The sequence below is a fragment of the Maritalea mobilis genome (genome assembly GCF_004363175.1).
Lineage (GTDB): Bacteria > Pseudomonadota > Alphaproteobacteria > Rhizobiales > Devosiaceae > Maritalea > Maritalea mobilis.
Map to the genome: position 1 here is coordinate 507,679 of NZ_SNYR01000002.1, position 18,173 is coordinate 525,851.

Genomic DNA, 18,173 nt, shown 5'->3' on the forward strand with positions numbered 1-18,173 from the left:
GAATGGCAAGGCCGCATTTAACGCCAAAATTCTGGGAAGGGAAACGGGTTCTGGTGACAGGTCATACCGGCTTTAAAGGCGCGTGGCTCTGCCAATGGCTTTTACGATTAGGTGCAAAGGTCACGGGATTTGCTTTGCCCCCCAGCAGCAGTCCCAATCTTTTTGATTTGCTCAAGCTTGAGGATCGTTTGGATAGCCATATCGGCGATCTACGAAACTTTGCCGATGTAGAAAAAATCATCCAAAATACTCGACCAGATATTATATTGCACTTGGCAGCGCAGGCCCTAGTGCGACCATCCTATGATGCACCGCTGGATACATTTGCAAGCAATGTAATGGGCACAGCTCATGTACTGGAAGCCATACGGCAAAATCATAATCCAGCAGTTTGCCTCGTTGCGACGACTGATAAGGTTTATCGAAATTTGGAGGAAGGTCGCCCCTTTAAGGAAGATGATCCCTTAGGTGGGCATGATCCCTATAGCGCCAGCAAGGCTGCGGCAGAAATTGTTATTTCGTCCTACCGTCAAAGCTTTTTTGAAGACACGTCAACCAAACTCATCAGCGTTCGGGCGGGCAACGCCATCGGTGGCGGCGATTGGTCTGTTGATCGCATTGTTCCAGATGCTGTTCGGGCTTGGACAAAGGACGAAACTCTGAATGTGCGTCGACCACAGGCAGTGCGCCCGTGGCAGCATGTTTTAGAACCTTTGTTCGGCTATCTTTATCTGTCGGAACAGGCGGAGCATGCTCAATTTTCCAGCTACAATATTGCGCCAAGCAATAATGACAAGATGACAGTGGGCAGACTGATCGAAATTGCACAAGAACAATTTGGGCGCGGTGAGATCAAACTGGGCGATGGTCATGATGGTCCGCACGAGGCCGGCTTATTACAACTTGACGCGTCTCGCATCGGGGATGAATTCGGCCTTTGGCCAAGATGGTCGAATGAGCGATCACTCGAACAATGTATGGCTTGGTACAAGGCCTTTTACCAAGGGCAGGATGCAATCGATCTTTGTGATGCTGATATTGAACACTTTATGGGGTGCCAATGAAGTTTGATGCGCATTCTACTGCGATTGAAGGTGTGTTCATTCTGAAACGCCAAGAGATTGGTGATCAGCGCGGCAGTTTTTCTCGCTTGTTTTGTGCAGAACAACTCCAAGCATATGGATGGAACGAAACCGTCATCCAATCCAATATGTCTCGCAATGTCGGTGCTGGCACTTTGCGCGGCTTGCACCTTCAATTGCCGCCTCATGCTGAAATGAAATTTGTTCAAGCCATCGCGGGTCGTGTTTGGGATGTTGCAGTGGATTTGCGCAAAGGCTCTGCCACGTTTGGCCAGCATGTTGCCGCGGAACTGAGCGCAGAAAACCAAATGGGGCTTCTTATTCCAAAAGGGTGCGCGCACGGATTTCAGGTGCTAAGCGACAGTGCCACGCTTATTTATCATCATTCGGCCTCCTATCAGCCAGAAGCTGAAAGTGGTGTCCGGTTTGACGATGTTGCGCTGAATATTAAATGGCCCTTGACCCCACAAAATCTGTCACCTCGTGACCAAGAATTGCCTTTGCTCGCTAGCTTTGGAGATGGTGTTACCCTATGAAGTGTCGCCATTGCCAAACAGTGCTGAGCCATAGCGTGATTGATTTGGGCGAAATGCCGCCCTCAAATGCTTATTTGACCGCTTCGCAATTGCAGCACAATGAGGTGACATATCCGCTTAAGGTAAAAGTGTGTCACAACTGCTTTCTGGTTCAAACTGAGGACTTTACCCGCGCAGATGATCTGTTCACCGCCGACTATGCCTATTTCTCGTCAACCTCAAAGAGTTGGCTGCAACATGCAGCAAAATTTTCGCAACAGGCGAGTGAACGGTTTGATCTAGGTGCTGAAAGCTTTGTCGTAGAGCTGGCCTCCAATGACGGTTATCTGCTCCGTAACTTTGTAGCGGCGGATATACCTTGTCTCGGCGTTGAACCAACGGCTGCAACGGCAGACGCAGCGGAAGCTTTAAACATACCCCAATGGCGTGATTTTTTTGGATATGCCACTAGCGAGCAAATCAAGGCAGAGCATGGTGGAGCGGATTTAATTATCGGCAATAATGTGCTTGCGCATGTGCCTGACATAAATGATTTTGTTGCAGGTGCCGCAAACTTGTTAAAGTCTACCGGCACGATAAGCTTTGAATTTCCGCATTTGCTTAATCTGTTGCGCCATTGTCAATTTGATACGATTTATCACGAGCATTTCTCCTACCTCTCTCTATTGTCTGTCCAGAAGATTGTACGGCGGGCGGCGCTTAAAGTGATCGATGTGATGCAGTTACCAACGCACGGCGGCAGCTTGCGGCTTTATTTGGCGCATCAGGACGACCCACGTGCGCCGAGCGCGAATGTGGATGCAATTTTGCAAGAAGAAATGGATTTTGGCCTCACAGGTATGGATGCCTATGCCGCGCTGCAAAAAGAAGCGGAATGGATCATCTCAGAGCTAAAAACCTTCCTCATTGCCGCAAAATCTAATCGGCAAAAAGTGGCGGGTTATGGTGCAGCGGCGAAAGGCAACACCCTGCTCAACTTCGCAAAAATAACGCCCGAACTCCTGCCCCTAATTGCAGACGCTGCGCCTTCCAAGCAGGGGAAATTTATGCCCGGCAGCCACATTCCAATTGTTTCGCCTGAAGCACTGATAGAAACGCAGCCGGATATTGTGTTGATTTTGCCTTGGAATATTGCCCCTGAGATTATCTCGAACTTAACTCCTAAGCTGCCCAAACACGTTGAGTTTTTCTGCGCCATACCGAGATTGGCGGCCATCAACTGATCCGTTTGATAAATGCACTTGGCCAATAGGTCACCCGGCTCTTCAAATGGCTTTCATTGAAAGGCCAGCTTGGTTCTTGGATTTCAAAATTTGAATTTGAACTGGCAAATTCTATAGCAGCAGCTTTTGGATTTGAATGTGCCCATTCCGGTGAAGTGCGTGGCGCGCCAACCACCTGCTCCATTATGCCATCGCAGGCTACCATATAGCCGCCCACACTAATGAAAGAGCTATAGGCTTTTAGCTCTGCCAAAACATGTTCCTTAGTGTGGTTGGCGTCCAATATAACCATTACATTCTCGTCTGGTTTTATTTTTTCCCTCACCATTTCAATAGTTTCTGGCGCAGTAGAAGAACCGTCAACGATGTCGATAAATTCACTTAACGGATGTTCCATAATTGCCTTGCGGTTATGATCGCGCAATGCAAGCTCAACACCAATCGCACGCCCTTTCCCGATTGCTTTGAAAAGGCTGGCGTAAAAGATCAGTGAGCCGCCATGTGCCACCCCCGTTTCAACAATAACGTCGGGCTGAAGTGCCCAGATTACTTCCTGAATGCGCACCATATCTTCAGGGAGCTGAATAATTGGGCGCCCCATCCAGCTGAAACTATAGACATATTTAGTATCCCACCCGGCACGGAGCCAAGCCTTTGACATCAACTCAAACCCTTCCGCGCTATCCAAAGCAAATTCAGATTGGCTTCCATCTTTGTGCTTTTCAACAATCACGCCATTCTCATCGTCAAAAATAATCATTGATTTGCCTTTGCTTTTATTTCCTCAAGAAGCATGGGTAGCCTCTCGATTAGATTTGACTTTATGGCGCCAAATTCAGCATCCATTTTTGCCGTGTTTATTTCAGGAAATGATTGTAGAGGGGCATTTTTTTGAAACCTGACTGCAATGCCCAAATCGGATAATTTGCGCGCAATTTGATCATGCGAAACACGCTCTCCGCGCGCAACGTTATATATTCGACGCTCAGCAGTCAGTGCGATCTTCGCCAACCTGTCTACGCATTTATCGAGAGGGATATAATCCTTACTGGAAGCTGCATCGGTTTCGAAAAACACTTCACCTTTTTGAGCGGCTGACCACAGAATAGCTGCTAAAAAGCTGTTGGTGTTTTTATACTGCCCATAAACATTGGACAGCCGGGCAACTCTGATTTTAGGATTGTCTTGCGCCAACAAATAGCATTCCGAAGTCGCCTTAGTGAGGTTGTAAATATCCTCTGCATTTTGCGGGCACACCTGCAATTTCGCATCTTCATCCGTTGAGCTTGCGCCGCCATATAAACGGGTGGAAGAGAGATAAAGAAAAGACGAAAAGTTCGTTTCCTCTATCAGTTTTGTTGGCAAGATGGTTTGACTTTGCAGCGTGCCAATTAGGTTTTGGCGGTAGTTAGCCGCCATTCCAGCAGCAAAGACTACATGCCCTAATTGGCTCCCCTTTTCGGGCCAATTATCACGTGTGATGGCTTGGACTTGATGGCCTTGCGTTCGAAGGTGCTGAACTAGAGCCTCGCCGATATAGCCGCGTGCGCCAAAAACCGTGAATTGCTCACCCATTGCGATGACCAACTTTTGAGGCGGGTGAACCAGCATATACACCATATGGTTCAAGCTTTCCGCGCACTACGCTACCCGCTGCAACAACTGCACCTTCGCCAATTTCTGTGCCGTCCAATAATACAGAATTCGCACCAACCCACACATCGTTACCTAGCGTAATTCCACCTCGACTTGGTTTAAAGCCTTGCTCTCTAATCAACTTATTTGGATCAGCAAATTCATGGTTGGTTGCAGCAAAAGTGCAATTGGCAGCGATCAAACAATTATCGCCAATCTTGATGCCATTGCCGGAATAAATCACAATACCGGAATTCAAATAGACATTTTTCCCAATGACAATATCCCCGTCACCGCCGACCGTTTTGATTTTCACAAATGCATCAATGACCGAATTTGCGCCTATCTCAACGGAAGTTCCCCGCGCAGACGTTTCAATGTCTGACAGAGCTGAAATTACAGCTGTGGGATCAATCTTATTCATCTATCAACTTTACGATTCAGCGCGAATGGCATTTTCGTCAAGATAGTGCTACGGGATTAATAACTGGTCAAACGTAAATCGGCTTTGATCTTATTGAGGAATTTGCGATCGTGATTTTGTGTTGTGGTGAAGCGTTGGTGGATATGTTGCCTGTTGAGGCTGTGGATGGGCGGACTGGTTTTGCACCTGCGGTGGGTGGTTCTGTGTTCAACACTGCAATTGCGCTGGGGCGTTTGGGGGCTGATGTTCAGTTCCATTCCAAGATCGCGACCGACGAGCTGGGTCAACAATTGATTGCTGCACTTAAGGACAGCAAGGTTGGTACGGATATGGTTGTCGAAAGCAGTTTGCCGTGCCCATTGGCGATGGTTCATTTGAATAATGGACATGCCAGCTATCAGTTTTATGATGAGGGAACGGCTGCGCAAGATTTCGGGCCGGATGACAAGGTAAACCTGCCTGCGGAGATACAGGTTGCGTTTTTTGGAGGCATTAGCCTTTTGGGCGTGCGCTCTGGCCCCTATTATCGCCAATTGATGGCGAAGGTGGCGCAATATGTGCCGGTGATGCTGGACCCGAATATACGTCCGAACTTTATTCAGGATGAAGGGGCATATCGTGCTGAGTTAGACCAGATGTTTGCCCATGCGAGCATTTTGAAGGTTTCTGACGAGGATTTGGCTTGGATTGCTGGAGAGCGAAGCTTGGCGGCTGTGATTGATCATATTCTGGAGCTGGGCACCAAGCTGATCCTGATCACCAAGGGTGGTGACGGGATTGAAGCTGTGAGCAAGCATTTGCGCGTGGAGGTGCCGTCTGTTCCTGCCAATGTGGTGGACACTGTAGGAGCGGGTGACACATTTAGCGCAGGCTTTTTGTGCGCCTTGCAAGAGGACCAATTGTTTGAAAGCCTGTTGACCCTCAGCAAAGAGCAGTTGACCCGCGCATTGAGTTTAGGCGCTCAAGCAGCGTCCATCACTGTGTCGCGCCACGGGGCCAATCCGCCTTGGCGGCATGAATTGTCAAGCTGATTTGGCTTTGCGGCCTGCCAGATCGTCTAAAATCGGACAATCTGGCCGCTGGTCACCATGGCAGTTTTTCACCAAAACTTTCAGCGTGGCGCGCAGGCTTTGCAGCTCGGCAATCTTCTCATCGACCTTTTTGATCTTCTCTTGTGCGATGGTTTGCACATCGGCGCTGGCGCGTGATTCATCATCATAAAGCGAGAGAAGGATGCGGCATTCTTCGATGGTGAAGCCGAGGCTGCGGGAACGCTGCAAGAATTTCAGCCGGTGCACATCTTCATCTGAATAATCGCGATAGCCATTGTCCGCCCGACCGGGTTTGACCAAGCCAATATCTTCATAGTAGCGGATGGTTTTGCTGGGCAGGTTTGTGGCTTCAGCAGCGCTGCCAATGTTCATTTTGCTGCCTCCTGCCCGCGGCCATAAAGATTGCGCAATTCGGCCAACTCTTCCTCAGAAAAGCCAATGGCGTGCGCCTTGCACAACAGCTCCTTGATCGGATCTGGCATTTGTTCGGCTTTCTTTTCTTCACAAAGTGTCGACATTTTGAACCTTTCACATGCGCCTATCATTTCTGCACGACCAGAATTGAGACGACTAATGAGGCAAATTAGCGGGCCTTTTGCGCGCCAAATCGCCTCAGGGACATTGATCTTATGGTGAAGGTTGTAAAGCTTCCAGTCAATGGAAGGTCAAGCGATAAAAAGTTTGTTGCCGAAAATGAAGCTAAACCACGCTTAAATATCCGGCCAATCCGGTCTTTTGATGTTCGATCACATGGCAATGGAATGCCCAATCACCCAGATTATCGGCCACCAGCGCCACTTCCATGGTTTCATCTTTCAACAGATGGGCCGTGTCCGTCCAAATTTGTGGAATGTCACGTTTGTTAGACCGTAGCAATTTGAACACCAAGCCGTGCAAATGGATGGGGTGATCATTTGGGCTTTCATTGCGTAGGCGCAGAATGTAGCTCTTGCCCAATTTCAATTCGGCCAGTGGCCCCACATTTGGCTCTGCATCGCCCGGCCATGGCTTTTTATTGATCGACCAGAAGGAATATCCCAACGATCCACACCAGCCATTATTTTGCGGGTCTGCCTCTGGTGTCCAGCCAAACAAAAATTCATGGGTTTCTGCTGCAGACAAGTCTGGCTCCGCCAGTTGATTGCGCGCAAGAGGCGGCAAATCATCTAGCGCATGGTTCAGGCTTTGGCCAACAGGCCTGATCCGCGCCAAGGGGCGACTGCCGGAAAGGGCGTGATGGCTAAGCGTCACTGCCGTGCCCTCGGCTGGCAGTTCAATTGCCATATCCACGCGTTGGCCCGGCGCAAGGACTAATGAGTTTTCCGGTGTCGGCCAGGGCAATAGCTCTGTGGCGTGGCCGTCCATCGCCACCACTTTGCCTTTGGCACCAGAAAGAGCCAAACGGTATATCCGCGCCGTGTCGGTGGCCGCAATGCGCAAACGCACCACGCCGCCCGCAGGAGCGTCATAAATCGGGTTCTGCAGCCAATTTGTGGTCATCACATTGCCCATGGTGCCGCCACGGGCCGCACCGCGTTTGGTGTAGGGCGAATCCAATGCACCAGTTTTATCGAGGTGAAAATCTTTCAAATTGAGCACAAGTTCTGCGTCAAACTCAGGATCATTTTTATCTTCAACCACCAGAACGCCGGTCAGGCCATGGGCCATTTGCTCCATGGTTTGGCAATGGGGATGATACCAATAGGTGCCGCTATCTGGCGGCGTGAACTCATAATCAAAGCTTTCGTCCGGCGCGATGGGAAACTGGGTGAGATAAGGCACGCCATCCATTTTGTTCGCAATGCGCAGGCCATGCCAATGCATGCTGGTATAATCAGCAAGTTGGTTGTGCACCCGCAATTTGACGGGTCGATTTTTCGCCATGCGCAAAACGGGCGGTGGTGCATCTGCAGAGGTTGAGACCAGTCCTTGGGTCAGCCCTTTGCCCAAATCGAAAACGGCATTTTGCACATTGATGATTGATGGCGCATCGGTTTGCGCGAGCGCGTTGGTGCCCAGCGCGGCCCCCAAGGACAAGGCCGCGGCGCTACCTAAAAAGAATTCTCTTCTGTCCATCTGCGCCTCTCTAATTTTGGCATTCTGGCCGATGCAACTTGTCGATCACAAAATCGTTATTACATCAACGAAACATATTTTATTTCTACTCGAACAGGGCCCGCCATGACTGATTTACATCAACATCGCACAAAAAATATCATTATCTATATTGCCACGCTGATTTTCGGGTTTGCAGCATTTGCTGCACCCAACATCTTTTTTGGCGTCACCAAAATCAATGGCGGGCTGCAGGGCATCAATTTGGCCATTATCGGCGTGCTGCAATTGGTGCTGATACTTATTGTGCTGCAAATTGCTCTGCGATTGCATGGCAAAGAGTTCAAATGGCTTGGCTGGCATTTCGGTCACTGGCCCAAATTCGCAGCAATTGGCATCTGTGTCGGCTTGGCGTGGACGATAGTGCAGCATTTCTGGCTTATTCCCGTCACAGGCGGTGTTGAGCGCGCGGATATGCAAGGCATATTAGACATGTTGCAAGGCGGCATTTGGGGGCTGTTGGGCTTTTTGGTGCTCGGTATTGTCGGTGGTGGCATTGCGGAAGAGTTTTTCAATCGCGGCTATGTCATCCGAGGCTTTCAAGACCTTTTTGCCAACAAAAAAATGGGACTTTGGCTCGGTGCCTTATTTTCGATTCTGTTCTTCGCTGCGGGCCACCTGCCCTCCAATGGCGTTGAATGGATGGACATTTTGATCCCGACGGTGCTTTACACAGCCCTATTTATCTGGAGCAAAAGCCTTGTGCCGTCTATCTTCGCCCATGCGGTCTATAATGGCAGCCTGATTGTGCTGACCTATTATAGCTATGTTGCATAACCGCCAGCCAGTGCCCCTCTATGCCGCGTCGCGCCAATCCAGCTTTTCCAGTTCCTCACGGAAGGCAAAGCGCACCAAATGGCTCTCAATCACATCTTTGGTGCGGGTGAGCGCGGCTTCATCTTCTGCGGAGATAGCAATCTCTAGCTGATTTTCATCCGCGCGCATTTTTGCGGTGCCAAACGGAAAATTGGCATAGCCCTGATTGCCATCAACGCCCGCATCAATCTTGTGGGCAAAGTGCTTGCACAGCTGCCCCATATAGCGAGTGCCTTTTTCGGTGATGAATTGAGTTTTCGAGGTTTGCATAGGCCTCTCCCTCCTAAATTTTCAAAAAGTCTGGAACGCAGGATCACCTGCGCTCCAGTTTAAATATTGCTGCACAAAGGTCGCGATCGACAGCAATATTTAGAGTTCGACGCATCTGCACGCCTTTAATATGATTTTTCTAATCATATTTTTATAAAGTGTGTTCTAAACCGGGTGAAATTAAAAATCAATAGAAAAATCAATAGTTTAGAACCATTCTAAACTATTGAGGCAAGTGCTTGAGATCGTTGGAGATTGGCACCAAGCTGGTTGCTACGCATTGGGTTGTGCGCAACATTAAAATGCGCAGCGCAAATAGACTTGTGCTGTGCGTAAACTTCGAATTTGATTTTTGAGGGAAGCGTGGTGCCCGGAGGCGGATTCGAACCACCGACACGCGGATTTTCAATCCGCTGCTCTACCAACTGAGCTATCCGGGCACAATTTGATTGCGTGGTGCAATCAGCATGATGGCGAGGTTATAGGGCGTTCAATCCCTTGTGTCCAGCGCCGAGATGCAAAAAATGCAAAATTTTGAGAGAAAAATTTATTTTGCAGCCAAGCGCTTAATTTTCCTCATCAAATTCCGCTCCATCTTCTTCCACAACCGGGATTGCATATGACCCGTTTAGCCATTTGCCGAGGTCTAGATCGGCACAATGTTTGGAACAGAAGGGATGAAATTTGCGGTCGCTCGGTTTGCCACACATCACGCAAGGCTTTGGGCTGCGCAAGCCGGTGACTTTAACCTCACTGGTTTTTACGTCTTTAGCCATTATTAGATACCTGATGCGGAGTTCAACCAGTTGAACTGGATGGGATAACCCTCGCCTTTCAAAAGCGACACGGTTTCAAAAAGAGGCAAGCCCATCACCCCAGGATAGGAACCTTGCAATTTGACCACAAACGCCCCGGCAATGCCTTGGATGGCATAGCCACCAGCTTTGCCTTGCCACTCGCCAGAGGCGAGATAGGCTTCCACCTCGTCATTTGATAGGCGCTTGAAGCGGATTTTTGTTTCCACCAAACGGCGGCGTGCCTGCCCGCTGGGTGTCAACAAGCAAACGCCCGTATAAACCTTATGGGTGCGGCCTGACAAAAGCTTGAGGCAATTGGCGGCATCTTCCAGCATTTCCGCTTTAGGCAGAATGCGCCGACCAACAGCCACCACTGTGTCCCCACCCAAAACCAGTGCATTATCATCAATGCCGGTTTGGCGGGCTTTATGCTGGGTGGCAATGGCCTTCATATGGGCCAAGCGCGCAGCAAGCTTGCGCGGAGTTTCGCCCTTGTGCGGGGTTTCATCAATATCGGCAGGCACAAGATGATCTGGCTCAATCCCAATTTGATTGAGCAGCGCCAAACGGCGCGGCGATGCAGACGCCAAAATCAGATCTGGACGGGCCACCATAAATGAACTCTCCGCAACAGCGCTTGACGCGCGTTTCGCTTATTTAAAGCGGTAGGTGATCCGCCCTTTGGTCAGATCATAAGGTGTCATTTCAACCAGCACCTTATCGCCTGCCAAAACACGAATACGGTTTTTGCGCATACGCCCCGCTGTGTGAGCGATGATCTCGTGATCATTTTCAAGCTTCACCCGGAAGGTCGCGTTCGGCAACAATTCTTGCACGACGCCCGGGAATTCGAGCATTTCTTCTTTAGCCATTCTGTCTCCTGAGCTAATTTTTCTGCCTTATAGCAGCATAGGTTGGCGCAAACTATACAAAATCACGGCTTTTGTGAACCATTTGCTTGCGCTGCCGTCAAGGCTTTGGGCAATTCGGCCTTAATTCGACGGGTTAGATCTTCGCGCAAGGCGCGATAAGCGTCCAATCGCTGTTCGCGATTGCCTTCTTCAAGGGTCGGGTCGCTCACATCCCAATGCAAGCGCGCGCCCGCTTCATAATTTTTTGCGTCCACCGCTGCGGGCGCTTCTTCTGATAGCGTCACGATCAAATCAAAGCTGGTGGCCACCAATTCGTCCATTGTGTGCGGCGTATGCACCGACATATCGATGCCAATTTCTTCCATCACATCATGGACAAAACGATCCACCTGACCGGAGCGAACGCCTGCTGACCGGGCGATTAGCTCAGACGGAAAATATTTCCGCGCCAACGCAGCCGCCATAGGTGAGCGCACTGAGTTCATGGAACAGACAAACAGCACTGAAGGTTGTTTTTGCGCCACGCTGACCGAGCGATCGGCATAGGGTTGCACCGCACAGATAAGTGTGAACAAGCGCCGCGCCGTGTTCAAATCCATCACCAATTTGCCATTAAGCCGCTCACGCAGCATTTCCGCAGCATCATTGTGCAGGCCGCGGCGCCCCATATCCACTGCTTCGATCTGCATTGGCTGAGCGCTTTTGATTGCGTCATAATAACTGTCGCGGATGCGAAAATAATCGCGAATCATATGGCGCATGGGCGTGAGCGACAGGAAGTGTGCGGAAATTGGCTCGTTGGTTTCTGGATTACGCACATCCAGCACCAGATGATTGCCTTGAATGGACAAGTGCAATGCAAATGGACCACTGGCACCGTTGGCCGGTGCAAAGGCGTTCTGATCCACCAGATCGTAAACCGCAATGCGCCGCTCATGCACCTCATCCGGATCAATCGAAATGATGGTTTCCGGATCAAGGGTTACGGTGACCAGCTTATCGGTTTCTGGGTCCAAAATACGCATCGAGCCTCAATTAAAAATTCAGCTACAGATTAAGCCGAATTGAAACCGAACGTCCATGGGCTTGCAAATCTTCTGCTTCTGCCAAGGCAATCGCGTCCGGCGCCAGTGCCGAAAGTGAACTTGGCGTGCAACCCAAAATGGAAATGCGTTTGATGAAATCATGCACATTCAAGCCAGAGGCGTAACGTGCGGAACGCGCGGTGGGCAACACATGGTTGGTGCCGCCAATGTAGTCACCAATCGCTTCTGGTGTGTGGTGCCCCAAAAAGATCGCACCTGCATGCCGCACCTTATCAATATATTGCTGAGCATTGTCCAAAGACAATTCCAAATGCTCGGGCGCCATGCGGTTGGAAATATTGAACGCCTCATCAAGATCGTTCACCTCAATCACCGCGCCATAATCCGCCCAAGAAGGTCCGGCCAAATGCTTCTTCGGCAGCAAGTCGAGTTGGCGCTCAACTTCGGCCATCACATCATCAGCCAGCTTGGGGCTGGTGGTGACGAGGATAGATTGCGCAGCCGTGTCGTGCTCTGCTTGCGCCAACAAGTCAGCCGCAATCCACGCCGGGTTGGCGCTATCATCTGCGATCACCAACACTTCCGATGGGCCGGCGATCATATCAATGCCCACCTTGCCATAGACTTGGCGTTTGGCCGCCGCCACAAAGGCGTTGCCTGGGCCGACAATTTTGTTCACCGGCGCAATAGATTCCGTGCCAAATGCCAGCGCGCCAATCGCTTGCGCACCGCCGACGCGATAAATCTCATCAACGCCAGCGATTTTTGCTGCAGCGAGAACCGTTTGGTTCACTTTGCCACCTGGTGTAGGCACCATCATCGCGACTCGCTCTACGCCCGCCACACGCGCTGGCGCCGTGTTCATCAACACCGATGAGGGATAGCTGGCCAAACCGCCCGGCACATAAATGCCAACCGCATCCACCGCATTCCATTTTGACCCGAGAGTCACGCCCTGCTCATCTTCGAACAGTTCGTCCTTTGGCAATTGCCGCTGGTGATAGGCCGTGATCCGTTTATAGGCATGCTTGAGCGCATCGATCAGTTCATCCGGCGTATCAAGATAGGCTTGATCTATCTCGTCCTGATCAAATGCCAGCCCTTCGGGCGTGAGCTGTAGATCGTCAAATTTTGCGGTGAACTCGATCAACGCATCGTCGCCACGTTGCTGCACATGATGCAAAATATCCGCTACGGCATCGCTCACCTCAACTGAGGATTCACGCTTTGCATTCAAAAGCAGATCAAACTTGTTTTCAAAGTCGGCATCAAAAGTGCGCAGTCTTTGCGGCATAAAAATTCCTATTCGATTTCGTGTACGGGCTTCGCCTTGGCGCGCCATGCGGCGCCCAAATCAGCCAAGCGTGCTTCCAAACATTCCACTTCTAGCGCAACTGAGCCGCCGCCAGCAAAGCTAAGCGTTACCCGGCCTGAAGGCGCGTCAGTGGTTTCAAACTGAATGGTGAGCAGGTTCAAAACGCCATCCTTGGCATTAACATCAAAGCCAGAAGTTTTGGCGGAAAGCACATTATCAAAATGCATGGCGCTGCGTTTGCGTTCGCCCTTTTTTGATTTCTCGCCGCTTTCCCAGGCAAAGCGATTCATCAAAAGCGCGAACCGCTTATCACTTGGCGCAAAGCCCATATCAGCAACTTTGACAATCGCATCCTGCGTATAAGTAGAAATGACGTCCAAATCTTCTTGGTCGAGCGCGAGTAATTTCAGATCAGCCATAAAAGGGTCCTTAGGTTCCGTCATCTGTGAACTTTACCTAATGTGTGGCGCGGGCGATCACAATGGCTTTGCCATAATAAATCGCCCTGCCCTGTGCATTTTAGCCAGAAACGCGTTCAATTTTTGCGCCGCAACGGCTCAATTTGTCTTCTAAGCGCTCAAATCCGCGATCCAAATGATAGATGCGGTTAACGATGGTTTCGCCTTCAGCGGCCAAGCCCGCAATCACCAGCGACACTGACGCCCGCAAATCGGTGGCCATCACTTGCGCCCCTTTAAGATTGTCAGCGCCTGTCACTTTGGCCGCTTGGCCATCCACATCAATATGGGCCCCAAGGCGTGCCAGTTCACTCACATGCATAAAGCGGTTTTCGAAGATGGTTTCGCGAATGGTCGACGTGCCATCAGCCCGGCTCATCAACGCCATATATTGCGCCTGCAAATCGGTTGGGAAGCCCGGATATTCGGCAATATCCACGTCAATTGGCGTGATGCCACCGCCATTTTTGACGATGCGAATACCGTCTTCCTCTTCGGTGATTTCAGCGCCAGTTTGCTTCAACACATCAAGCGCGGCTTGCAAATGTTCTGCATTGGCGCCCTTAAGCAACACATTGCCGCCTGTCATCGCCACGGCCATCGCATAGGTGCCGGTTTCAATACGATCAGGGATCACGTCAACTTCAGCGCCATGCAGCGCCTCTACGCCTTCAATGGTCAATGTGCGTGTGCCAACACCTTCAATCTTTGCGCCCATGGCAATCAAGCATTCGGCCAAGTTGGTGACTTCTGGCTCCATCGCCGCGTTTTCAATGATTGATGTGCCTTCGGCCAATGCCGCCGCCATCATGATCACATGGGTTGCGCCAACTGAAATACGCGGCAGCACCACTTTGCCACCTTTCAAGCGGCCGCCGGGAGCCGTTGCATTCACATAGCCGCCGTCAATTTCGATTTTGGCGCCCAATTGCTGCAGCCCATCAATATAGAAATCCACTGGACGTGTGCCGATGGCGCAACCGCCGGGCATAGACACGCGGGCTTCACCCATCCGCGCCAAAAGTGGGCCAATTACCCAAAAGCTGGCCCGCATGGTGGACACTAATTCATATGGTGCGCATGTATCTACAATATCGTGCGCAGTGAATGTGATCCGCTGGCCTTGCATTTCGTCGTCACCGCGACGGCGACCCTGCACGGCAATATCCACACCATGATTTTCCAAAATGCGTTCAAGCTGTTTCACATCGGCCAAACGCGGGACATTGTTCAGCACAAGCGGGTCTTTGGTCAGCAAAGATGCAATCATAAGCGGCAAAGCGGCGTTCTTGGCCCCTGAGATGGGCAATTCGCCATTAAGTTCGTTGCCGCCAACTAGTCGAATGCGATCCATAATTTTTCCTTCTAGTGTGACCCGACAGGGGATCATAGATAAGTCGTGACGCACCTTATGACCAAAAATGCGGCCAAAAGGTAGCATTTTCGCGCCTTGTTCGGCACTTAATCCTTATTTTGCTTCATTTTTTCAAAGGCACTGGGCTTGCCTTTCGGGCGTTCTGCCAACCCGGTGGGTGTTTCCACACGGGCTTTAGATTGGCTTTTGCGCCGGCGCAAATTTGCCCGCAACTGGGCGGCTAGGCGCTCTTTGCGCATTTCTTCTTTGGTCTTTTGATTTTGAGTTGTCATCACAGCAATCATAAATTTATTGGGTGAAAAACGGGCTCATCAGCGTTTGATCCGTTTCTTGCACGTTTTTTACACTCTCGTCTAGTTTTCCCCTTGCGTTGTTGAAATCATTATGGCAGTAACCACGGCGCTTGATGCGAAAATGATCGCGTCGCACAGATCACCATTTGATCACAAAGATGCTGCCGTAGCTCAGGGGTAGAGCACTCCCTTGGTAAGGGAGAGGCCGAGAGTTCAATTCTCTCCGGCAGCACCATTTTCCTCCACAATATCTGCTTTAAACCGCGTGAAATCTGCCATCGCGTTAAGCATCTTACTTAACATTGATTCGCATTTTCGCTTGTCCTCATTTAACCGAAGTGCGATTTAAAAGGCGCGGCACATAGTTAACAAGAGGTAAAGAGGACTTACCTATGAAAAAACTAATTATTCCAGCCGTATTTTTCGGCGTCTTTAGCGCAAGTTCAGCAATGGCTGCTTGTCACGAACCCGTACATCCTTGGCCGAATGATGGTAGCTGTACTTGGGACATCTTCTGCATATTCCCACGCTCCGGCGATATGGACATCCGTGATGGCGTAAAAATGCAAGAATGTATGATCAAGGAACATGCTTCAGGTGGCTCATCAGGTTCAAGTGTGCCGGTCGAGGAAGACGAAGAAGAAGATGAGTGTGAAGTTCCACGATTAGCTCGGGTTGAATATGACCCATGTGAAGCAGAGTACGATTAAGCGCACTTCTTTTTAGCTTGATATTAAGCAAGTGACATAATTGTTAGCGGGCATATCGCAGTTCTTGCTGAATTCTTCAAATTGTTTACTCTTTAATTGCGAAACTTGAAGTGAGCAATTATGAGTGAAATTCAACTGGAAGAAAGCTGGAAAGCGGCGTTGGCAGAGGAATTTGCCAGCGCTTATATGCAGGATTTGAAGGCATTTTTGCTTGATCGCAAATCGCAGAATGCGGTGATTTTTCCTGCTGGTTCTAATTATTTCCGCGCGCTTGATTTAACCCCGCTAGACAATGTCAAAGTGGTGATTTTGGGCCAAGATCCGTATCACGGCCCGGGCCAAGCCCATGGTTTGAGCTTTAGCGTACGGCCCGGTGTGCGCATACCGCCTTCTTTGATCAATATATATAAAGAGATCGAGCGCGATCTGGGCCTAGCCCCGCCCCGCCATGGCTTTTTGGAAAGCTGGGCGAAACAAGGTGTGTTGTTGCTCAACAGTGTTTTGACCGTGGAGCAAGGGCAAGCGGGCGCGCACCAAGGCAAGGGTTGGGAGCAGTTTACGGATGCGGTGATCGCACAGGTTAATGCACAAGAACAGCCTTGCGTCTTTATGCTCTGGGGCAGCTATGCCCAAAAGAAAGCAAATTTCATTGATCGGAAACGCCATTTGGTGTTGAAAGCCCCTCACCCGTCACCTTTATCGGCGCATCGCGGCTTTTTGGGATGTGGTCATTTTTCTCGAGCCAATGCATTTTTGGCCGAAAAAGATCGTGGGCCAATTGATTGGCGACTTCCCGATCAGGTGGAAACAAGCTAGCCTACTGGTCCAACCTATTTCATGGGGCCATTATGACCTATATTGACAGCTATTACACCGACACGCGCATCAGCGTCGCGCCATTTTCCAAGTTGGATGACCATATTGATGTCGACATTTGCATTGTTGGCGCCGGCCTTGCGGGGCTAACAGCCGCACGGCAATTGACTGAAGCAGGCAAATCAGTGTGCGTGCTGGAAGCACAAGATATTGGTTGGGGCGCTTCTGGCCGCAATGGCGGTTTTGTGTCAAATGGCTATGCCGAAGGCATAGGTAGCCTTGCCCAGAAATTGGGTCGAGACCACGCAAAGCAATTGTTTCAATTGTCACAAGAAGGCACCCAATATGTGAAAGACCGCATGGCAGGCTTTTCCATGCCGCAGCAACCAATGGGGCATAAATATATGTCGGTTGTGCGCCATGATGTGGGGGACGCGATGTTGCGCCGTGCCGCCGAAATGAATGCGGAATATGGTGCTAGCTATGAAGCGCGCAGCACAGATGAAGTGCGGGCACTGCTCAAATCCAACACATATTTTCAAGGCCTTGAGGACAGCAGCGCCATTCATATACATCCGCTAAATTACGCGCTGGCGCTGGCAGATGAAGCACGACACCTTGGGGCGCAAATTTACGTGCACAGCCCTGCAACTGACCTGCAAAAACTGGCAAATGGCTTTGAGCTGAACACAGCGCAAGGCAAGCGCATAAATTGCGGGCAGGTGATTTTGTGTGGCTCGGCCTATTTGCACAATCTATATCCGCGCATTGAAGGCGCCGTACTGCCTGTTGCCACATATGTCGTGACGTCAAAGCCCATGGAAAAGCTTTTGGCGGAAGCCATTAATTATCGCGGTGCTATTTCAGATACGCGCCGTGCTGGTGATTATTATCGCCTAGTGGATGAGGGCAAACGGCTTTTGTGGGGTGGGCGCATTACCACCCAGAAATCTGAGCCCAAAGAACTGGCCAACATGCTGAAACAGGACATTCAAGCGATCTACCCGCAATTGGACGCGCTTGAGATTGAATATGCCTGGTCGGGCCTGATGGGATATTGCGTGCATAAAATGCCGATTTTGCGTGAGCTAGAACCCGGCATCTGGTCTGCAACTGCCACAGGCGGGCATGGGCTAAACACAACGGCAACGATTGGCAAGTTGGTGGCGGAAGCGATTACCGGCACATCGGACCGCTATAAATTGTTTGCGCCGTTTAAAGCTCGGTGGGGCGGCGGCATGATTGGTCGCTTTGGCACGCAAATGGCGTATTGGACCATGCAGATGCAAGATTGGTGGGAAGAACGCGCTTAACGCATCTTCATCTTGCATTTGGCCA

At 50.4% G+C, this 18,173-nt stretch carries 23 protein-coding genes, 2 tRNA genes and 1 pseudogene; 9 read left to right on the forward strand and 17 right to left on the reverse strand.

From position 1 onward, the window contains the following. The first annotated feature begins 2 nt into the window (after positions 1–2). The 3 genes from rfbG to ATL17_RS10280 are packed head-to-tail and all read left to right on the forward strand — an operon-like array spanning position 3 to position 2,841. Positions 3–1,064 carry a CDP-glucose 4,6-dehydratase gene (gene rfbG, locus ATL17_RS10270; protein ID WP_133572706.1) on the forward strand — a complete coding sequence of 354 codons (1,062 nt, stop codon included), beginning with the start codon at positions 3–5 and terminating at the stop codon, positions 1,062–1,064. Next, the gene (gene rfbC, locus ATL17_RS10275) at positions 1,061–1,618 is read left to right on the forward strand and encodes a dTDP-4-dehydrorhamnose 3,5-epimerase (protein ID WP_133572707.1); all 558 of its coding nucleotides are present in this window, start codon (positions 1,061–1,063) and stop codon (positions 1,616–1,618) included. Before rfbG ends, rfbC begins: the two co-directional genes overlap by 4 nt. Next, positions 1,615–2,841 carry a class I SAM-dependent methyltransferase gene (locus ATL17_RS10280; protein WP_133572708.1) on the forward strand — a complete coding sequence of 409 codons (1,227 nt, stop codon included), beginning with the start codon at positions 1,615–1,617 and terminating at the stop codon, positions 2,839–2,841. The genes rfbC and ATL17_RS10280 overlap by 4 nt, the downstream gene beginning before the upstream one ends. Here ATL17_RS10280 and ATL17_RS10285 read toward each other — a convergent pair. Genes ATL17_RS10285 through ATL17_RS10295 form a run of 3 tightly spaced genes read right to left on the reverse strand, consistent with a single transcriptional unit; the run spans position 2,834 to position 4,900 of the window. Further along, positions 2,834–3,574 carry a cephalosporin hydroxylase family protein gene (locus ATL17_RS10285; protein ID WP_246028684.1) on the reverse strand — a complete coding sequence of 247 codons (741 nt, stop codon included), beginning with the start codon at positions 3,572–3,574 and terminating at the stop codon, positions 2,834–2,836. The two genes, ATL17_RS10280 and ATL17_RS10285, sit on opposite strands and share 8 nt — an antisense overlap. 23 nt (positions 3,575–3,597) lie before the next feature. Beyond that, positions 3,598–4,416, reverse strand: coding sequence for an SDR family oxidoreductase (locus ATL17_RS10290; protein WP_166638997.1), 819 nt, complete (start codon positions 4,414–4,416; stop codon positions 3,598–3,600). After that, positions 4,409–4,900, reverse strand: coding sequence for an acyltransferase (locus ATL17_RS10295; RefSeq protein WP_133572711.1), 492 nt, complete (start codon positions 4,898–4,900; stop codon positions 4,409–4,411). The genes ATL17_RS10290 and ATL17_RS10295 overlap by 8 nt, the downstream gene beginning before the upstream one ends. Positions 4,901–5,010: 110 nt before the next feature. On the opposite strand from ATL17_RS10295, the gene ATL17_RS10300 reads away from it, so the two are divergent. Beyond that, complete coding sequence (locus ATL17_RS10300) at positions 5,011–5,931, forward strand: carbohydrate kinase family protein (RefSeq protein WP_133572712.1); 921 nt, start codon at positions 5,011–5,013, stop codon at positions 5,929–5,931. On the opposite strand, the gene cueR is transcribed toward ATL17_RS10300, so the two are convergent. The 3 genes from cueR to ATL17_RS10310 form a co-directional block, all read right to left on the reverse strand. Beyond that, positions 5,923–6,324, reverse strand: coding sequence for a Cu(I)-responsive transcriptional regulator (gene cueR / locus ATL17_RS10305; protein ID WP_133572713.1), 402 nt, complete (start codon positions 6,322–6,324; stop codon positions 5,923–5,925). The two genes, ATL17_RS10300 and cueR, sit on opposite strands and share 9 nt — an antisense overlap. After that, the gene (locus ATL17_RS16930; protein ID WP_166638998.1) at positions 6,321–6,470 is read right to left on the reverse strand and encodes a hypothetical protein; all 150 of its coding nucleotides are present in this window, start codon (positions 6,468–6,470) and stop codon (positions 6,321–6,323) included. The genes cueR and ATL17_RS16930 overlap by 4 nt, the downstream gene beginning before the upstream one ends. Before the next feature lie 181 nt (positions 6,471–6,651). Then, the gene (locus ATL17_RS10310) at positions 6,652–8,028 is read right to left on the reverse strand and encodes a multicopper oxidase family protein (RefSeq protein ID WP_133572714.1); all 1,377 of its coding nucleotides are present in this window, start codon (positions 8,026–8,028) and stop codon (positions 6,652–6,654) included. A 105-nt stretch (positions 8,029–8,133) separates the two neighbouring features. Between ATL17_RS10310 and ATL17_RS10315 the strand changes: the two genes are divergently transcribed. Continuing rightward, a complete protein-coding gene (locus ATL17_RS10315; RefSeq protein ID WP_133572715.1) occupies positions 8,134–8,844 on the forward strand; it encodes a CPBP family intramembrane glutamic endopeptidase in 711 nt (236 codons plus the stop codon). Positions 8,845–8,862: 18 nt separating this feature from the next. Here ATL17_RS10315 and ATL17_RS10320 read toward each other — a convergent pair whose 3' ends face one another. The 11 genes and pseudogenes from ATL17_RS10320 to ATL17_RS10365 form a co-directional block, all read right to left on the reverse strand. Continuing rightward, a complete protein-coding gene (locus ATL17_RS10320) occupies positions 8,863–9,153 on the reverse strand; it encodes a DUF2218 domain-containing protein (RefSeq protein ID WP_133572716.1) in 291 nt (96 codons plus the stop codon). A gap of 364 nt (positions 9,154–9,517) precedes the next feature. Beyond that, positions 9,518–9,593, reverse strand: a tRNA-Phe gene (locus ATL17_RS10325). Positions 9,594–9,719: 126 nt separating this feature from the next. Beyond that, positions 9,720–9,929 carry a DNA gyrase inhibitor YacG gene (gene yacG / locus ATL17_RS10330; RefSeq protein WP_133572717.1) on the reverse strand — a complete coding sequence of 70 codons (210 nt, stop codon included), beginning with the start codon at positions 9,927–9,929 and terminating at the stop codon, positions 9,720–9,722. Between the two features lie 2 nt (positions 9,930–9,931). Beyond that, positions 9,932–10,564 carry a Maf-like protein gene (locus ATL17_RS10335; RefSeq protein WP_133572718.1) on the reverse strand — a complete coding sequence of 211 codons (633 nt, stop codon included), beginning with the start codon at positions 10,562–10,564 and terminating at the stop codon, positions 9,932–9,934. A 39-nt stretch (positions 10,565–10,603) separates the two neighbouring features. Further along, a complete protein-coding gene (gene infA, locus ATL17_RS10340; RefSeq protein WP_027833738.1) occupies positions 10,604–10,822 on the reverse strand; it encodes a translation initiation factor IF-1 in 219 nt (72 codons plus the stop codon). A gap of 62 nt (positions 10,823–10,884) precedes the next feature. Beyond that, positions 10,885–11,376, reverse strand: a complete 492-nt coding sequence (locus ATL17_RS17080; protein WP_281275890.1) for an arsenate reductase ArsC — start codon at positions 11,374–11,376, stop codon at positions 10,885–10,887. Positions 11,377–11,382: 6 nt separating this feature from the next. Continuing rightward, positions 11,383–11,847 (reverse strand): annotated as a pseudogene (locus ATL17_RS17085) (UPF0262 family protein); the annotation flags it as partial. Positions 11,848–11,869: 22 nt separating this feature from the next. Then, a complete protein-coding gene (gene hisD, locus ATL17_RS10350; protein WP_133572720.1) occupies positions 11,870–13,162 on the reverse strand; it encodes a histidinol dehydrogenase in 1,293 nt (430 codons plus the stop codon). An 8-nt stretch (positions 13,163–13,170) separates the two neighbouring features. Further along, on the reverse strand, positions 13,171–13,602 hold the full coding sequence (locus ATL17_RS10355; RefSeq protein ID WP_133572721.1) for a DUF2948 family protein: 432 nt from the start codon (positions 13,600–13,602) through the stop codon (positions 13,171–13,173). A gap of 100 nt (positions 13,603–13,702) precedes the next feature. Next, on the reverse strand, positions 13,703–14,995 hold the full coding sequence (gene murA / locus ATL17_RS10360; RefSeq protein WP_133572722.1) for a UDP-N-acetylglucosamine 1-carboxyvinyltransferase: 1,293 nt from the start codon (positions 14,993–14,995) through the stop codon (positions 13,703–13,705). A gap of 107 nt (positions 14,996–15,102) precedes the next feature. Continuing rightward, the gene (locus tag ATL17_RS10365; RefSeq protein ID WP_208111184.1) at positions 15,103–15,288 is read right to left on the reverse strand and encodes a hypothetical protein; all 186 of its coding nucleotides are present in this window, start codon (positions 15,286–15,288) and stop codon (positions 15,103–15,105) included. A gap of 181 nt (positions 15,289–15,469) precedes the next feature. On the opposite strand from ATL17_RS10365, the gene ATL17_RS10370 reads away from it, so the two are divergent. From ATL17_RS10370 to ATL17_RS10385, 4 genes are all read left to right on the forward strand, one after another. Beyond that, positions 15,470–15,544, forward strand: a tRNA-Thr gene (locus tag ATL17_RS10370). 157 nt (positions 15,545–15,701) lie between these two features. Continuing rightward, positions 15,702–16,019: a hypothetical protein gene (locus ATL17_RS10375; RefSeq protein ID WP_133572724.1), complete on the forward strand. Its 318-nt coding sequence runs from the start codon at positions 15,702–15,704 to the stop codon at positions 16,017–16,019. Positions 16,020–16,139: 120 nt separating this feature from the next. Continuing rightward, complete coding sequence (ung, locus tag ATL17_RS10380) at positions 16,140–16,835, forward strand: uracil-DNA glycosylase (RefSeq protein ID WP_133572725.1); 696 nt, start codon at positions 16,140–16,142, stop codon at positions 16,833–16,835. 32 nt (positions 16,836–16,867) lie between these two features. Beyond that, positions 16,868–18,148, forward strand: coding sequence for an NAD(P)/FAD-dependent oxidoreductase (locus ATL17_RS10385; protein WP_133572726.1), 1,281 nt, complete (start codon positions 16,868–16,870; stop codon positions 18,146–18,148). The last annotated feature ends 25 nt before the right edge of the window (positions 18,149–18,173 follow it).

Coding starts and splice junctions, on each gene's coding strand:
- ATL17_RS10315 (WP_133572715.1), top strand. CDS start 8,134: ATGACTGATTTACATCAACATCGCACAAAAAATATCATTATCTATATT.
- ATL17_RS16930 (WP_166638998.1), bottom strand. CDS start 6,470: ATGTCGACACTTTGTGAAGAAAAGAAAGCCGAACAAATGCCAGATCCG.
- ATL17_RS10365 (WP_208111184.1), bottom strand. CDS start 15,288: ATGACAACTCAAAATCAAAAGACCAAAGAAGAAATGCGCAAAGAGCGC.
- ATL17_RS10335 (WP_133572718.1), bottom strand. CDS start 10,564: ATGGTGGCCCGTCCAGATCTGATTTTGGCGTCTGCATCGCCGCGCCGT.
- rfbG (WP_133572706.1), top strand. CDS start 3: ATGGCAAGGCCGCATTTAACGCCAAAATTCTGGGAAGGGAAACGGGTT.
- murA (WP_133572722.1), bottom strand. CDS start 14,995: ATGGATCGCATTCGACTAGTTGGCGGCAACGAACTTAATGGCGAATTG.
- ATL17_RS10320 (WP_133572716.1), bottom strand. CDS start 9,153: ATGCAAACCTCGAAAACTCAATTCATCACCGAAAAAGGCACTCGCTAT.
- ATL17_RS10385 (WP_133572726.1), top strand. CDS start 16,868: ATGACCTATATTGACAGCTATTACACCGACACGCGCATCAGCGTCGCG.
- infA (WP_027833738.1), bottom strand. CDS start 10,822: ATGGCTAAAGAAGAAATGCTCGAATTCCCGGGCGTCGTGCAAGAATTG.
- rfbC (WP_133572707.1), top strand. CDS start 1,061: ATGAAGTTTGATGCGCATTCTACTGCGATTGAAGGTGTGTTCATTCTG.
- hisD (WP_133572720.1), bottom strand. CDS start 13,162: ATGCCGCAAAGACTGCGCACTTTTGATGCCGACTTTGAAAACAAGTTT.
- yacG (WP_133572717.1), bottom strand. CDS start 9,929: ATGGCTAAAGACGTAAAAACCAGTGAGGTTAAAGTCACCGGCTTGCGC.
- ung (WP_133572725.1), top strand. CDS start 16,140: ATGAGTGAAATTCAACTGGAAGAAAGCTGGAAAGCGGCGTTGGCAGAG.
- ATL17_RS10375 (WP_133572724.1), top strand. CDS start 15,702: ATGAAAAAACTAATTATTCCAGCCGTATTTTTCGGCGTCTTTAGCGCA.
- cueR (WP_133572713.1), bottom strand. CDS start 6,324: ATGAACATTGGCAGCGCTGCTGAAGCCACAAACCTGCCCAGCAAAACC.
- ATL17_RS10310 (WP_133572714.1), bottom strand. CDS start 8,028: ATGGACAGAAGAGAATTCTTTTTAGGTAGCGCCGCGGCCTTGTCCTTG.
- ATL17_RS10295 (WP_133572711.1), bottom strand. CDS start 4,900: ATGAATAAGATTGATCCCACAGCTGTAATTTCAGCTCTGTCAGACATT.
- ATL17_RS10290 (WP_166638997.1), bottom strand. CDS start 4,416: ATGGGTGAGCAATTCACGGTTTTTGGCGCACGCGGCTATATCGGCGAG.
- ATL17_RS10355 (WP_133572721.1), bottom strand. CDS start 13,602: ATGGCTGATCTGAAATTACTCGCGCTCGACCAAGAAGATTTGGACGTC.
- ATL17_RS10280 (WP_133572708.1), top strand. CDS start 1,615: ATGAAGTGTCGCCATTGCCAAACAGTGCTGAGCCATAGCGTGATTGAT.